Annotated in this window: 14 protein-coding genes; 8 read left to right on the top strand and 6 right to left on the bottom strand. The window is 70.3% G+C overall.

Going from position 1 to position 14,689, the window contains the following annotated elements:
* Positions 1–52 precede the first annotated feature (52 nt).
* A complete protein-coding gene (folE2, locus tag ACOZ90_RS00095) occupies positions 53–964 on the top strand; it encodes a GTP cyclohydrolase FolE2 (protein ID WP_422891599.1) in 912 nt (303 codons plus the stop codon).
* A gap of 21 nt (positions 965–985) precedes the next feature.
* Here folE2 and ACOZ90_RS00100 read toward each other — a convergent pair whose 3' ends face one another.
* From ACOZ90_RS00100 to yidD, 3 genes are read right to left on the bottom strand one after another with little or no spacing between them, the layout of a single operon-like run.
* On the bottom strand, positions 986–1,861 hold the full coding sequence (locus tag ACOZ90_RS00100) for a M23 family metallopeptidase (RefSeq protein WP_422891600.1): 876 nt from the start codon (positions 1,859–1,861) through the stop codon (positions 986–988).
* The gene (locus ACOZ90_RS00105; protein WP_422891601.1) at positions 1,861–3,210 is read right to left on the bottom strand and encodes a dihydroorotase; all 1,350 of its coding nucleotides are present in this window, start codon (positions 3,208–3,210) and stop codon (positions 1,861–1,863) included. Before ACOZ90_RS00105 ends, ACOZ90_RS00100 begins: the two co-directional genes overlap by 1 nt.
* Positions 3,207–3,458 carry a membrane protein insertion efficiency factor YidD gene (gene yidD / locus ACOZ90_RS00110; protein WP_422891602.1) on the bottom strand — a complete coding sequence of 84 codons (252 nt, stop codon included), beginning with the start codon at positions 3,456–3,458 and terminating at the stop codon, positions 3,207–3,209. The genes ACOZ90_RS00105 and yidD overlap by 4 nt, the downstream gene beginning before the upstream one ends.
* Positions 3,459–3,567: 109 nt before the next feature.
* On the opposite strand from yidD, the gene dksA reads away from it, so the two are divergent.
* The gene (dksA, locus tag ACOZ90_RS00115) at positions 3,568–4,599 is read left to right on the top strand and encodes an RNA polymerase-binding protein DksA (RefSeq protein ID WP_422891603.1); all 1,032 of its coding nucleotides are present in this window, start codon (positions 3,568–3,570) and stop codon (positions 4,597–4,599) included.
* A 402-nt stretch (positions 4,600–5,001) separates the two neighbouring features.
* Here the strand turns inward: dksA and ACOZ90_RS00120 are convergent, their stop codons facing one another.
* The 3 genes from ACOZ90_RS00120 to cysS all read right to left on the bottom strand — a co-directional run bounded on the left by ACOZ90_RS00120 (position 5,002) and on the right by cysS (position 8,135).
* Positions 5,002–6,237, bottom strand: a complete 1,236-nt coding sequence (locus tag ACOZ90_RS00120; RefSeq protein WP_422891604.1) for an MFS transporter — start codon at positions 6,235–6,237, stop codon at positions 5,002–5,004.
* On the bottom strand, positions 6,234–6,677 hold the full coding sequence (locus ACOZ90_RS00125) for a SufE family protein (RefSeq protein ID WP_422891605.1): 444 nt from the start codon (positions 6,675–6,677) through the stop codon (positions 6,234–6,236). Before ACOZ90_RS00125 ends, ACOZ90_RS00120 begins: the two co-directional genes overlap by 4 nt.
* 84 nt (positions 6,678–6,761) lie before the next feature.
* Complete coding sequence (cysS, locus tag ACOZ90_RS00130) at positions 6,762–8,135, bottom strand: cysteine--tRNA ligase (protein WP_422891606.1); 1,374 nt, start codon at positions 8,133–8,135, stop codon at positions 6,762–6,764.
* A 131-nt stretch (positions 8,136–8,266) separates the two neighbouring features.
* Here cysS and ACOZ90_RS00135 point away from each other — a divergent pair, with 131 nt between their 5' ends.
* From ACOZ90_RS00135 to argC, 6 genes are all read left to right on the top strand, one after another.
* Positions 8,267–8,782 carry a hypothetical protein gene (locus ACOZ90_RS00135; RefSeq protein ID WP_422891607.1) on the top strand — a complete coding sequence of 172 codons (516 nt, stop codon included), beginning with the start codon at positions 8,267–8,269 and terminating at the stop codon, positions 8,780–8,782.
* A 233-nt stretch (positions 8,783–9,015) separates the two neighbouring features.
* Positions 9,016–10,035 carry an N-acetylornithine carbamoyltransferase gene (locus tag ACOZ90_RS00140; protein ID WP_422891608.1) on the top strand — a complete coding sequence of 340 codons (1,020 nt, stop codon included), beginning with the start codon at positions 9,016–9,018 and terminating at the stop codon, positions 10,033–10,035.
* A gap of 20 nt (positions 10,036–10,055) precedes the next feature.
* Positions 10,056–11,258: an argininosuccinate synthase gene (locus ACOZ90_RS00145; protein WP_422891609.1), complete on the top strand. Its 1,203-nt coding sequence runs from the start codon at positions 10,056–10,058 to the stop codon at positions 11,256–11,258.
* Positions 11,255–12,358, top strand: coding sequence for an acetylornithine deacetylase (locus ACOZ90_RS00150; protein ID WP_422891610.1), 1,104 nt, complete (start codon positions 11,255–11,257; stop codon positions 12,356–12,358). Before ACOZ90_RS00145 ends, ACOZ90_RS00150 begins: the two co-directional genes overlap by 4 nt.
* A gap of 3 nt (positions 12,359–12,361) precedes the next feature.
* Complete coding sequence (locus ACOZ90_RS00155; RefSeq protein ID WP_422891611.1) at positions 12,362–13,687, top strand: acetylglutamate kinase; 1,326 nt, start codon at positions 12,362–12,364, stop codon at positions 13,685–13,687.
* The gene (gene argC, locus ACOZ90_RS00160) at positions 13,684–14,640 is read left to right on the top strand and encodes an N-acetyl-gamma-glutamyl-phosphate reductase (protein ID WP_422891612.1); all 957 of its coding nucleotides are present in this window, start codon (positions 13,684–13,686) and stop codon (positions 14,638–14,640) included. Before ACOZ90_RS00155 ends, argC begins: the two co-directional genes overlap by 4 nt.
* Positions 14,641–14,689: the final 49 nt, after the last annotated feature.

Raw genomic sequence — 14,689 nt, forward strand, 5'->3', positions numbered from 1 at the left:
CTGCAGTTAAACTTCCCGTTGTTCCAATCTCCCTTCAATCCGGCTGTTCCCCATGGATCAATCCCCCGCTTCCAGACTTCCCGACGTCGCCGACGACGCCGCCTTCGCCGCCCGCGCCCTGGACTGGGTGGGCATGGAGCGGATCGCGCTGCCGCTGAGGCTGGCGGATGGCCAGGGCGGCGTGATCCAGGTGCCGGCCCGGGCCGACGTGTCGGTGAACCTGGGCAAGCCGGACGTGCGCGGCATCCACATGTCGCGGCTGTACCTGCGGGTGCAGGACGCGTTTGCCGGTGAAACGATGACCGCGGCCGGCCTGCGGCGGATGCTGCAGGATCTGGTGGAGTCGCAGCGCGGCCTTTCCACCGCCGCGCGCGTGGTGCTGCGCTACGACCACCTGCTGCGGCGCCCGGCGCTGGCCAGCGACAACTCCGGCTGGAAGAACTACCCGGTGCAGCTGGAGGCCTCGCTCATCGACGGCCACTTCCAGCTGGTGCTGGGCTTTTCGGTGGAGTATTCGAGCACCTGTCCGGCGTCGGCGGCGCTGTCGCGCCAGGCCAACGCCGAGCGCTTCACCGCCGACTTCGCCGCAGCGCGCCCGCTGTCACCGGCGGCCGTGGGTGAGTGGCTGGCTTCCGAACGCGGGCTTGCGGCCACGCCCCACGCCCAGCGCAGCAGCGCCGAAGTGCGGGTGGAGCTGAAGCCGTCCTTCGACGAGATCCCGCTGGCCGCGCTGGTGGATGCGATCGAGGACGCGCTGGGAACCCCGGTGCAGACCGCCGTCAAGCGCGAGGACGAGCAGGCGTTCGCCCGGCTCAACGCCGACAACCTGATGTTCTGCGAGGACGCGGCGCGGCGGGTGGCGGCGGTGCTGTCGGCCGACGAGCGGGTGGCGCGCTTCGATGCCCGGGTGGCGCACTTCGAAAGCCTCCACGCGCACGACGCGGTGGCGCGGGTCAGCGGTTAGCCGCCCCTCGCCGCGCCGGCTTCAGCGGGGGCGTTCAAGCACCAGCTGCGGATCGATGCGGGTGCCGAACCAGGTCATGCCCCAGTGCAGGTGTGGCCCCGTGGATCGGCCGGTGGAGCCGACCGCGCCGATCACCTGGCCCTGCCTGACCGCATCGCCCACCGCCACGTCCAGGCGCGACATGTGCAGGAAGTTGGAGCCGATGCCGTGGCCGTGGTCGATCAGCACGGTGCCGCCGGTGATGTAGAGGTCGGGCTCGGCCAGGGTGATGACGCCGTCGGCCGGGGCCCGGATGGCGGTGCCCTGCGGGGCGGCGATGTCCATGCCCGAATGCGGAGAACCGGGCTTGCCGTTGTAGACCCGGGCGCGGCCGAAGCGTCCGCTGATCCGCCCCTGGACGGGCTGTTCGAAATGCTGGGCGAATCCGGTCAGCGGCCGGTCGTCCACGCGCGCGGCCGTCACCAGCGCCTGCTCGCGGCGGATGCGCTCGGCCAGCGCCGCCGGCGGATCCACCGTGGCCGGAGGCACCCCGTCGACCCGTTGCAGCGGCCAGTCGCGGGCGGTGACGGCGATTTCCACCGCCTGCGTGCCGCCGTCCGGCCGGGTCACCAGGACCCGCGCGGGCCCGCTGGCGTCACGCCCCACGCCGAAGACCACGCTTCCGTACCCGGTCACCCGCAGGCTGCGGCCGTCGTACTCGACTGCGCTGCCCGGCGGAACCCGGCCCAGCACCATCGCGCCCTGCTGGACGCTGGCCGGAAACACGATGCGGGCGTCTGCCGCGGCCGGCGGCTGTTCACCGCTGGCGGGCCGGGACGCCTGCGCATGTGCCTGCGCGTGGGCCGCACAGGCACCGGCGGCAGCGGCCAGCACCGCGGTCATCAGCAGCGTACGCATCAGCGGGCAAACTCCAGCCGCCGCCCGCCCGCGTCGCCCACGAGCGCTTCGCCGTCCCAGGCCAGCTGGCCGTTGACCCAGGTCGAGGCGATCCGGCTGCGGAAGGTGGTGCCTTCGAACGGCGACCAGCCGCAGCGCGAGAGCACCTGCTCGCGGGTGACGGTGAACGGCGTGTCCTCCACCAGCACCAGGTCGGCCCAGTAGCCCTCGCGCAGGAAGCCGCGCCCGGCCACGTCGAACAGCTGCGCCGGGGCGTGGGCGAACTTGCGCACCACGGTGGCGGTGTCGAAGTGGCCCTCGTGCACGCACTCCAGCGCGGCGTTGAGCGCGAACTGCACCAGCGGCAGCCCGCTGGGGGCACGCACGTAGGGATTGTCCTTCTCCTGCAGGGTGTGCGGCGCGTGGTCGGTGGCCAGCACGTCGATCACGTCCTCGGCGATGGCCCGGCGCAGGGCGTCGCGGTCGGAGGCGTCCTTGATCGCCGGGTTGCACTTGATCTGGTGGCCGAGGCGGTCGTAGTCCTCGCGGGCGAAGCGCAGGAAGTGGATGCAGGTCTCGGCGGTGATCTTCTTGCGCACCCTGCCGTCGGCGTCGACCAGCGGGCCGCGCTCGAACAGCGCCAGCTCGTCGGCGGTGGAAATGTGCAGCACGTGCAGCCGGGTGCCATGGCGCCGTGCCAGCTCCAGCGCCAGCCGGGTGGACTTGATGCAGGCCTCGCGCGAGCGGATGTCCGGATGGCAGCGGGCCGGGATGTCGTCGCCGTACTGCTCCCGGTAGCGCGCCAGCTCGGCGTCGATCATCGGGGTGTCTTCGCAGTGGGTGATGATCGGCACCGGGGTGTCGCGGAAGATCCCGTCCAGGGTGTCCGGGTCGTCCACCAGCATGTTGCCGGTGGAGGCGCCCATGAACACCTTCAGGCCCGGCGTCGTGCGCGGGTCGATGGCGCGCACGTCCTCCAGGTTGTCGTTGCTGGCGCCCATGTAGAAGCCGAAGTTGGCCCGCGCCCGGCCGGCGGCGCGGGCGTACTTGTCCTCCAGCGCGTCGCGGCCAAGGGTGGGTGGGCTGGTGTTGGGCATGTCCATGAAGCTGGTCAGCCCGCCGGCCACCGCCGCCGCCGATTCGGTGGCCATGTCGGCCTTGTACTCCATGCCCGGCTCGCGGAAGTGCACCTGGTCGTCGATCATCCCGGGCAGCAGCCGCCGGCCGGCGGCGTCGACCACGGTTTCGCCCTCGCGGGCGGTCAGTCCGCTGCCGATTTCGTCGATTCGGCCACCGCGGATGCGCAGGTCGCCGTCGAATTCGCGGCCTTCGTTCACCAGGCGGGCGTTGACGATCAGGGTGTCTGTCATGGGTTCTTGTCCGTACGGGGCGGGTGGGGGTGGGGGTCGGGCACGGGATCGTGGCCGCCGGGGTGCAGGGGGTGGCAGCGCCCGATCCTGCGAAGGGCCATCCAGCCGCCCCTGAGCGCGCCGTAGCGGCCGATGGCGGTCATGGCGTATTCGGAGCAGCTGGGGATGAACCGGCAGCGGGGGCCGAGCAGGGGGCTGATCAGCCGTTTGTACAGGCGCAGCAGGAAAATGAGGAAACGGTCGATCACGGCTTTGAAGGCAGCGGAAAAAAAGGGGGCGTGGTTGCCGCTGCGGCCTTTGCAGGGTATAACAGCGCGCCTTCCCGCACCAAGGGAATCCGTAGCAGGAACCTGAGCAGTGGCCACCAAGAAAACCGTCAAGAAGACCGCCAAGAAGGCGCCCGCCAAGAAGACTTCCGCCCGCAAGCCGGCGGTGAAGAAGGCGGCCGCGGCCAGGACGCCGGCAAAGAAGGCGGTGGCGAAGAAGGCTCCGGCCAGGAAGGCGGCGCCGGCGAAGAAGGCGGCTGTGAAGAAGACCCCGGTGAAGAAGGCCGTCGCGAAAAAGGCAGCCGCCAAGGCGCCTGTGAAGAAGGCCGCGGTGAAGAAGGCTACAGTGAAGAAGGTCGGGCTGAAGAAGGCTGCGGCCGCCAGCAAGACGGCAGCGCCGAAGGCGCCCGCCAAACAGCCTGCGGTGAAGAAGGCCGCGGTGAAGAAGTCCCCGGCCAAGACCGGGCCGGTCAAGAGCACGTCGGCGCCGGCGAAGAAGGCGGCTGTGAAGCAGCCTGCCGCCAAGGCGCCGGCGAAGAAGAAGGCGGCGGCGCCGGCGAAGAAGGCGACCAGGGCCCAGGCCGCGTCGGCCGCGCCTTCGCCGATCCGCAAGGGTGCCAAGGTCGCGGTCGCGGTTCCTTCCCGCGCACCGGCGCCGGCACCGAAGAAGAGGTACAAAGAAGTGGCGTACAAGGTTGACAAGGAGACGGGGCGTCCGATCCTGCCGTCGGGTTACAGGCCCGATGCGGCGGAGGAGTACATGAATCCGCTGCAGCTGGAGTATTTCCGGCAGAAGCTGATGGCCCGTCGCGAGGAGCTGGTGGAGGAGTCGCGGCAGACGATCGAGAACCTGCGCGACGAGGTGCGGGACGTGGGCGACGAGGCGGAGCGCGCGAGCCGGGAGACGGAGAACGCGCTCGAGCTTCGCACCCGTGACCGTTACCGCAAGCTGATCAGCAAGATCGAGAGCATCATCCGCCGGGTGGACGAGGGTGACTACGGTTACTGCGTGGACACGGGCGAGGAGATCGGCCTGGAGCGCCTGGAGGCGCGTCCGCAGGCCGAGCGCACCATCGATGCGCAGGAGCGCTGGGAGCACCTGCAGAAGCAGATGGGCGACTGAGGCTTCCGGTTTCCGCTACGAAACAGAACCCCGCTTCGGCGGGGTTTTTTTGTGCGCCTCGACCGATGAGGGACGGAGGCATGGGTTCGCGGGCAGGCCGTCGGGGCAGCCCTTGGCGGGACACGCCGTAAATCCGTCCATGGGGGCTTGCCTGCGCCATCCATGGCGCAGACAGTCCCGCCAAGGGCTGCCCCGACGGCCCGGATACCGCGTTGTGGCGTTTGGAAGAAGAGCCGTCCCCGACGTCGGGTGAGCCGTGACCTGCCGGCGGGGGTATCGCGACAAGCAATACATGGATGTATTGCGCGCGCGTCGGGACAGGATGTCCCGCCGCGCGAAAAGCGATACCCCCGCCGGCAGGGCGCGGCGTCCCACCGAAGCCCGGACATGGCAGCAGAGAAGCTACCGAAGATCGCGCAGGTCAAGCTTGCGCAGCTTCGGCGCCTTGAGGGCGGTAGTCGCGACAACGCTCATGGTCACAAAACCACCCAACACCACCGCCGGCACCAGACCCAGCAAGCGCGCCATGGAGCCGGCATAGAACGCGCCGAGCTCGTTGGACGAACCCACGAACAGCCCGTTGATCGACGACACCCGCCCGCGCATCTCGTCCGGGGTGGCCAGCTGCATGATGGTCGAGCGCAGCACCACCGAGACCCCGTCGCACATGCCGGAAAGCAGCAGGAAGAACGCCGACAGCCAGAACGCCTTGGACAGCCCGAAGCCGATGATGCACAGGCCGAAGCACGCCACCGCGACCAGCAGGGCGCGGCCGGCGTTGCGCTGGATCGGGCGGCGGGCGAGCCAGATGCCCATCGCCACCGCGCCCAGTGCGGGCGCGGCACGCAGGATGCCGAGGCCTTCGGGGCCGTAGTCGAGGATTTCGCGGATGAACGCAGGGGCCAGCGAGATGGCGCCGCCGAACAGGACCGCGAACATGTCCAGGGCGAGCGCGCCGAGCAGGATCTGGTGGCCGAACACGAACCGCGCGCCTTCGGCGATGCTGGCCAGCACCGGCCCGCGCTGCAGCTGCGGCGCCGGTTCGGTCACCTGCATCCGCGCCAGGGCGAGCACCGCGAGCAGGGCGAAGCCTGCCGCCAGGCCGTAGGCCACGCTCATGCCGGCCCAGCCCACCAGCAGGCCGCCAATCGCCGGCCCCAGCACCATGGCCGACTGGAACACGATGCTGCCCAGGCTGGCGCCGTGCACGAACTGCTCGCGCGGCAGCACCCGGGCGAAGAGCGCGTTGTAGACCGGGCCGAGGAAGGAGCGCACGGCGCCGGTGAGGACGATGGCGGCGTAGATCTTCCATACGCCGTCGCCGAGCCAGCCCTGGGTGATGGCGACCAGCAGCAGCGGGGTCACGGCCAGGCCGGCGCAGGCGACCATGCCCAGCCTGCGCCGCGGCAGGTGGTCGACCAGGTAGCCGGCGAACGGGGCCACGCAGAAGTAGGGCAGCACCTCGGCCAGGCCGATCAGGCCCAGCATCCACGGGTTGCGGGTCAGCTCGTAGACGTGCCAGCCGACCGTGACCGCCACCATCTGGTAGGACAGGATGGTGCAGATCCGGTAGCCCAGCAGGGCGCGGAAGTTGCGGTTGCGCAGCGGTGCGGCGCGGCTGGCCGCGGCCGCGTTCACCTGCCGGCGGCGCTGGCGGCGTGGTCGCGGATCCAGGCCAGCAGGGCGGCCAGGCCGTTGCTGCGGGTCGGGGACAGGTGCTTGGCCAGGCCGATGTCGGCGATGAAGCCGGGCTCGGTGGCCAGGATTTCCTCGGCGCTGCGGCCCGAGTACACCCGCAGGGTGAGGTAAATGAGGCCCGAGACGATGGCCGAATCACTGATGGCGCTGAAGTCCAGCCGCGAGGCGTCGCCGGAGGCGACGATCCAGACCATGGACTGGCAGCCGTGCAGGCGGTTGTCTTCGACCCTGGCCTGCTCGGGGAAGGCGGGCAGCTTGCGGCCCAGGTCGATCAGGTACTGGTAGCGCTCCGACCAGTCGCCGAAGAACGCGAACTCGTCGCGGATGGCGGCCTGGGCGGCGTCGGGGGTGGGTTCGAGCGGGAAGGGGGAGTCGGTCACTGCGCGGGCGGCGGCCGGGCGGCCGCGGTTCGGATCAAGCCCGCTATTGTCGCAGAAAGCCGGTATTGCCCGCGCGGCCGGGGCTCAGCTGCGCTTGCGCACCCAGCGCACGCCCTGCGGGGTGTCCTCCAGGGCAATGCCTTCGGCGGCGAGCTGGTCGCGGATGGCGTCGGCGCGGGCGAAGTCGCGGTTCTTCTTGGCTTCGCTGCGCTCGTCCACCAGCGTCTGGATGCGGGCGTCGTCGTCGCCGGCGGCGACGACGGCGAACCATGCTTCCGGCGCCTGCTGCAGCAGGCCCAGTGCAAGCCCGGCACCGAGCAGCGCGGCCTTGGCCGTCCGGCGCGAGGCCTCGTCGCCGGCCCTGCGCGCCTCGCCGGCGAGGCGCGCCAGGTCGGCCAGCGCCTGCGGGGTGTTGAGGTCTTCGTCCAGCGCGGCTTCGATGGACGCGGGGATTGCCGGCCCGGCCTCGACGTCCGCCAGGTCGCGCAGGGTGGCGTACAGGCGATCCAGGGTGCGTGCGGACTGTTCGATCAGCCCGTCCGACCAGTCCAGCGGCTGCCGGTAGTGGGCCGACAGCAGGGCGTAGCGCAGGGCCTCGGCGGGGTGTTCGGCCAGCAGGTCGCGCACCTTGGCGATGTTGCCCACCGACTTGGACATCTTCGAGCCGCCCAGGGTCAGCATGCCGTTGTGCAGCCAGTAGCGGGCGAAGGTGCGTCCGCCGTGGGCGCATTCGCTCTGGGCGATCTCGTTCTCGTGGTGGGGGAACTGCAGGTCGACGCCGCCGGCGTGGATGTCGATGGTCTCGCCCAGGTGGGCGGCGGCCATGGCCGAGCATTCGATGTGCCAGCCCGGGCGGCCGCGGCCCCAGGGCGAATCCCAGCCGGGCAGGTCGTCACTGGAGGGTTTCCACAGCACGAAGTCGCCCGGGTCACGCTTGTACGGAGCGACGTCGATGCGGGCGCCCGCCAGCATTTCGTCGGTGTCGCGGCGCGAGAGCTTGCCGTAGCCCGGGAAGCTGCCGACGGCGAACAGCACGTGGCCCTCGGCGGCGTAGGCGTGGCCGCTTTCCACCAGCTGCCCGATCATCTCCAGGATCTCGCCGACGTGGGCGGTCGCCTCCGGTTCGATGTCCGGCGGGGCGACGCCAAGGGCGGCCATGTCCTCGCGGTAGGCGGCGGTGAAGCGGCCGGTGATGTTGGAGATCGGCACTCCGGCCTCGCCCGCGGCGGCGTTGATCTTGTCGTCGATGTCGGTGATGTTGCGGGCGTAGCGCAGCGCGCCGTGGCGGCGCCGCAGCAGGTCGGCCAGCACCCCGAACACCACCGGCCCGCGCGCGTTGCCGATGTGCACGTAGTTGTAGACCGTGGGCCCGCACACGTACATCGTCGGGCACGCCGGGTCGATCGCCTCGAAAGCCTCGATCCGGCGGGTCAGAGAGTTGTAGAGGCGCAGGCTCATTGCGTGATGCGGCCGTGGGCAGGGTGGGGAACGCGATTCTATCGGCCGGGGAACGATCACGACAGCGCCGGTTCAGCAGCCGCTGGCGGCCAGCGCCTAAACTTGCCGGTCAATCCTGCCGTCCGGGCCCGATGCCGCGAACCCGCCTGCCATTGCGTCTCCTCGCCTGCGCCCTGCTGGCCGCAGCGGGTGGGGTGGTCGCGCAGGAGCCGGCCGATGCGGCGCAGGAGGAGGGACTGTCGCTGCCTCCGCCGCCGGTCGTAGCGCCGCAGGAAAACGTCAGGATCGAATTCGCCCGGGTGCTGGCCGCCGAGCCGGTGTTCCAGACCCTGCGTGCCACCAGCATGGTCGAGCGCTGCGATCCGGTCAGTCCGGTGGCCGGCGAGCCCGAGCGCCGCGGCCTGTCGCGGGTGGTGGGCGCGGTGCGCGACGTGCTCACGCCGACCGAAGACGACGGGGAAGAGGACGCGCATGACGGCGCCGAGTGCCGGATGGTGCCGGTGGAGCGCGAGTTCCGGCGCCCGATCGGCTACGACGTGGACTACGTGCACCGCGGGGTCACCTACCGCTCGCGGATGCCGTACGACCCCGGCAACCGGGTGCGGGTGCGGGTCTCGGTGACCCCGGTGGTCAGCCCCGATCCGTGAGCGCGCCGCGCCCGCTTGTGGTGCCGCCCTTCGCGTGAGAAGATCGTCCGAATGAACCTGCTGTGCGCCGACGCCCGCATCCTGACCTCCGCCCGCATGGCGGCGGGGATGACCTCGCGCGCGCGCCGACCGGAAGCCTGCCAACGCGCTGGGTAGCCGGAGCTCGCCATCTCGAGTTTCATGCATGAACCCGGCCCCGGCGCCGGGTTTTTTCGTTTCCAAGGACTCCATCGATGAACCTTCCCAGGCACTTCCTCAATACCCAGGACTGGTCGCGCGCCGGCATCGACGCGCTGCTGGCCGAAGCCGCACGTTTCAAGCGCGAGCCGCTGGGCGACCACCTGCGCGGGCGTTCGATCGCGCTGGTGTTCTTCAACCCGTCCATGCGCACCCGCACCAGCTTCGAGCTGGGCGCCTTCCACCTGGGCGGGCACGCGATCGTGCTGCAGCCGGGCAAGGACGCGTGGCCGATCGAGTTCGCGCCGGGCACGGTGATGGACGGCGACGCCGAGGAGCACATCGCGGAGGTCGCGCGGGTGCTGGGGCGCTACGTGGACCTGATCGGGGTGCGCGCGTTCCCGAAGTTCGTCGACTGGCAGCATGACCGCCAGGATCTGGTGCTCAAGGCGTTCGCGAAGTACTCGCCGGTGCCGGTGATCAACATGGAAACCATCACCCACCCCTGCCAGGAGCTGGCGCATGCGCTGGCGCTGCAGGAGCACTTCGGCACGCCCGACCTGCGCGGGAAGAAGTACGTGCTGACCTGGACGTACCATCCCAAACCGCTCAACACCGCGGTGGCCAACTCGGCGCTGACCATCGCCACCCGCATGGGCATGGACGTGACCCTGCTGTGCCCGACCGCGGACTACGTGCTGGACGAGCGCTACATGCAGTGGGCGCGCGACAACGTGGCCGAGAGCGGCGGCTCGCTCGACGTCAGCCACGACATCGAGAGCGCCTACGCCGGCGCCGACGTGGTGTACGCCAAGAGCTGGGGCGCGCTGCCGTACTTCGGCAACTGGGAGCCGGAGAAACCCATTCGCGAACGCTACAGGCACTTCATCGTCGACGAGGCCAAGATGGCGCTGACCAACAATGCGGTCTTCAGCCACTGCCTGCCGCTGCGGCGCAACGTCAAGGCCACCGATGCGGTGATGGATTCGCCCGCCTGCATCGCAGTGAACGAGGCCGAGAACCGCCTGCACGTGCAGAAAGCGGTGATGGCCGCGCTCGCAAAAACCAATTCCTGAAGACCCCCACGAGTACTGAAATGACCGCTTCCGAATCCAAAGACATCGTCCTCGCCTTCTCCGGCGGGCTGGACACCAGCTTCTGCGTGCCCTGGCTGAAGGAGCAGGGCTGGAACGTGCACACCGTGTTCGCCGACACCGGCGGCGTCGATGCCGCCGAGCGCGAGGCGATCGAGAAGCGCGCCGAAGAGCTGGGCGTGGCCAGCCACCTCACCATAGATGGCGGGCCGGCGATCTGGGGCGGATTCGTCAAGCCGTTCGTGTGGGCGGGCGAGGGCTACCAGGGCCAGTACCCGCTGCTGGTGTCGGACCGCTACCTGATCGTCGATGCCGCGCTGGCGCGGGCGAAGGAGCTGGGCACGAATGCCATCGCCCACGGCTGCACCGGCATGGGCAACGACCAGGTGCGCTTCGACCTGGCGGTCAAGGCCTCGGGCGACTACCGGGTGGTGGCGCCGATCCGCGAGATCCAGAAGGAGCACACCCAGACCCGCGCCTACGAGCAGGCGTACCTGGCCGAGCGCGGCTTCGGCGTGCAGGCCAGGCAGATGGCCTACACCATCAACGAGAACCTGCTCGGGGTGACCATGTCGGGCGGCGAGATCGACGAATGGGACGAGCCGGGCAAGGGCGCGCGCGGCTGGTGCGCGCCGCGCAGCGCCTGGCCGGAGGAAGCGCTGACGGTGTCGCTGCGCTTCCAGCACGGCGAGGCGGTGGAACTGGACGGCAACGCGCTTGAAGGCCACGAGATCCTGGCCCGGCTCAACAAGCTGTTCGCGTCCTACGGCGTGGGCCGGGGCATGTACACCGGTGACACCGTGATCGGCCTCAAGGGCCGGATCGTGTACGAGGCGCCGGGCCTGGTGGCGCTGCTCACCGCGCACCGGGCGCTGGAGGAGGCGGTGCTGAGCAAGCACCAGAACCGCTTCAAGCCCGAGGTCGCGCGCAAGTGGGTGGAGCTGGTGTACGAGGGCTTCTTCCACGATCCGCTCAAGACCGACCTGGAGGCGTTCCTGGCCTCCTCGCAGGCGACGGTCAACGGTGAGGTCGTGCTGCGCAGCACGGGCGGGCGCGTGGATGCGGTCGCGATCCGCTCGCCGCATATCCTGGCCAGCAGCGGCGCCACCTACGCGCAGTCGGCCGACTGGGGCGTGGAGGAGGCCGAGGGCTTCATCAAGCTGTTCGGCATGAGCAGCACGCTGTGGGCGCAGGTGAACCGGTGAACGAAGCGCTGGGCCGCACCCTGGAACACCTGCAGGCGCTGGTGTCGTTCGACACCCGCAATCCGCCGCGTGCGATCGGCACCGGCGGGATCTTCGATTACATCCGCGCGCAGCTGCCCGGCTTCGGGATCGAGGTCACCGACCACGGTGACGGCGCGGTTTCCCTGCTGGCGGTGCGGGGGACGCCGAAGCGGCTGTTCAACGTGCACCTGGACACGGTGCCGGATTCGCCGCACTGGAGCGCGGATCCGTTCACCCTGCGGGTGCGCGACGGCCGTGCCATCGGCCTGGGCGCCTGCGACATCAAGGGCGCCGCCGCGGGCCTGATCACCGCCGCCCAGGCCGGGGACGGCGATGCCGCGTTCCTGTTCTCCAGCGACGAAGAGGCCAACGATCCGCGCTGCATCGCCGGCTTCCTTGCCCGTGGATTGCCGTACGACGAGGTGGTGGTGGCCGAGCCGACCGGCTGCCAGGCGGTGTTGGCGCACCGGGGCATCTCGGCGGTGCTGGCGCGCTTTCGCGGCGAGGCCGGGCATGCGTCCGGCACCGCGGCGCTGGAGTCCAGCGCGCTGCACCGGGCGATGCGCTGGGGCACCCGGGCGCTGGACTTCGCCGCCGGCCAGGGGCACCAGCGCTTCGGCGGCATGACCGGGCTGCGCTTCAACATCGGCCGGGTGCAAGGCGGCATCAAGGCCAACGTGATCGCGCCCGAGGCCGAGGTGCGGTTCGGCTTCCGGCCGCTGCCTTCGCAGGATCTGGACGGCCTGCACGCGCAGTTCGGCGGCTTCGCGGCGCCGGGCGACCTGGAGCGCTACGAGGAAACCTTCCGCGGCCCGCCGCTGCCCGCCGGCGGCGTGGCCGGGGCCGAGGAGCGCAGGCTGCAGGCGCGCGACCTGGCCGACGCGCTGGGCCTGCCGATCGGCAACGCGGTGGATTTCTGGACGGAGGCCTCGCTGTTCTCGCAGGCCGGCATGACCGCGCTGGTGTACGGCCCGGGCGACATCGCCCAGGCCCACACCGCCGACGAGTGGGTCGCCCTGGATCAGCTGCAGACCTACGCATCCACCCTGTCACGCATCATCAACGGCGAGGGCGCCTGACCCATGCAAGCCCATTCCAATACCCGCCAGACGATCATCCGGCTGCTCTCGTCGATGGGCAGCGCCCGCGAGATCGACCAGTACCTCAAGCGCTTCTCGCAGCTGGATGCCAAGCGCTTCGCGGTGGTCAAGGTCGGCGGCGCGGTGCTGCGCGACGACCTGGAGGCGCTGGTCTCGTCGCTGACCTTCCTGCAGCAGGTCGGGCTGACCCCGATCGTGGTTCACGGCGCCGGGCCGCAGCTGGATGCGGAGCTTGCGGCGGCGGGGATCGAAAAGCGCACCGTGGACGGCATGCGGGTGACCACGCCCGAGGCGCTGGCGATCGTGCGCAGGGTGTTCCAGGCCTCCAACCTCACCCTGGTGGAGGCGCTGCAGCAGGTGGGCGCGCGCGCGACCTCGATCACCGGGGGCGTGTTCGAAGCCGATTACCTGGATCGCGACGCGCTGGGCCTGGTGGGCGAAGTCAGGCGGGTGAACCTGGCCCCGATCGAGGCCAGCCTGCAGGCCGGTTCGATCCCGGTGCTGGCCAGCCTGGGCGAAACTCCCGCCGGGCAGATCCTCAACGTCAACGCGGACGTGTCCGCCAACGAGCTGGTGCGGGCGCTGCGGCCGTACAAGATCATTTTCCTGACCGGAACCGGCGGGCTGCTGGATCGGCAGGGCAGGGTGATCGATTCGATCAACCTGTCCACCGAGTTCGACGACCTGATGGAGCAGGAATGGATCAACGGCGGCATGCGCCTGAAGATCCAGCAGATCCATGAGCTGCTGGGCGACCTGCCGCTGTCGTCGTCGGTGTCGATCACCCGTCCGGCCGAGCTGGCGCGCGAGCTGTTCACCCACAAGGGTTCGGGCACGCTGGTGCGGCGCGGCGAGCGCGTGCAGCGGGCCACCCGCTGGGACGAGCTGGATCTGCCGCGGCTGCGCGGGCTGATCGAGTCCAGCTTCGGCCGCACCCTGGTGGCGGACTACTTCGAGCGCACGCCGCTGCTGCGCGCCTACGTCAGCGAGAACTACCGCACCGCGGTGATCCTCGCCGACGTGGATGGCGTGCCCTACCTGGACAAGTTCGCGGTGCTGGACGAGGCCCAGGGCGAGGGCCTGGGGCGCGCGGTGTGGCAGGTGATGCGCGAGGAAACGCCGCAGCTGTTCTGGCGTTCGCGCCAGGGCAACGGCGTCAACCAGTTCTACCACGCCGAATCCGACGGCTGCTTCCGGCACGGCCCATGGCGGACGTTCTGGTACGGGCTGGAGGATTTCGACGTGATCCGGGCCTGCGTCAAGCACACCATGCAGCGGCCGGCGACCCTGGAGGAGGCGAAGCTGTGAACGCAGCGGTTACGAAGACGGTGGGCATCGTCGGGGCGCGCGGGCATACCGGGGCCGAGCTTATCCGCCTGGTGGAGGCGCATCCGGGGCTGGAGCTGGCGTTCGTGTCCTCGCGCGAGCTCGACGGGCAGCCGGTCTCGGCGCACGTGGAAGGCGTTTCGGGGAACCTGCGCTACGGCAACTTCGAACCGGACGCGGTCGCCGGGCAGGGCGCCGATGCGGTGGTGCTGGCGCTGCCCAACGACAAGGGCGGGCCGTTCGTGGAGGCGCTCCAGGCGCAGGTGCCCGGCACGGTCATCGTCGACCTGTCCGCGGATCACCGCTTTGATCCGCAGTGGGTGTACGGCCTGCCCGAGCGCGGCCGCGACGCCATCCGCGGCGCCACCCGCATCGCCAACCCCGGCTGCTACGCCACCGCGATGCAGATTGCCATCGCGCCGCTGCTCGATCAGCTGGCCGGCCCGCCGCAGTGCTTCGGCGTCTCCGGCTACTCGGGTGCGGGCACCACGCCTTCGGATCGCAACAACCCGGCGCTGCTGCAGGACAACCTGATGCCCTACGCGCTGGCCAACCACATCCACGAGCGCGAGGTGACCGCGCACCTGGGCGTGCCGGTGGAGTTCATGCCGCACGTGGCGCCGCACTTCCGCGGCATCACCATGACCGTCAACCTGTGGCTGCGCGAGCCGATGGAGCGCGACGCCGTGGAGCGCCTGTACCGCAGGCACTATGCGGGCGAGCCGCTGGTGGAAGTGTTCGAGGACGCGCCGTGGGTGAGCCGCATTGCCGGCCGCCATGGCGTGGCGGTGGGCGGCTTCACCGTTGCGCCGGGCGGGCGCCGGGTGGTGGTGGTCGCCACCCTGGACAACCTGCTCAAGGGCGCGGCCACCCAGGCCATGCAGAACCTCAACCTCGCCCTGGGCTTCAAGGAGCTCGAAGGCATCCCCGTGTAGGAGCGCGCATGGCGCGCTCCTGCACGACCATGTTGATGACAGGAACAGG

Source organism: Luteimonas dalianensis, from assembly GCF_049339425.1.
Taxonomy (GTDB): Bacteria; Pseudomonadota; Gammaproteobacteria; order Xanthomonadales; family Xanthomonadaceae; genus Luteimonas; species Luteimonas dalianensis.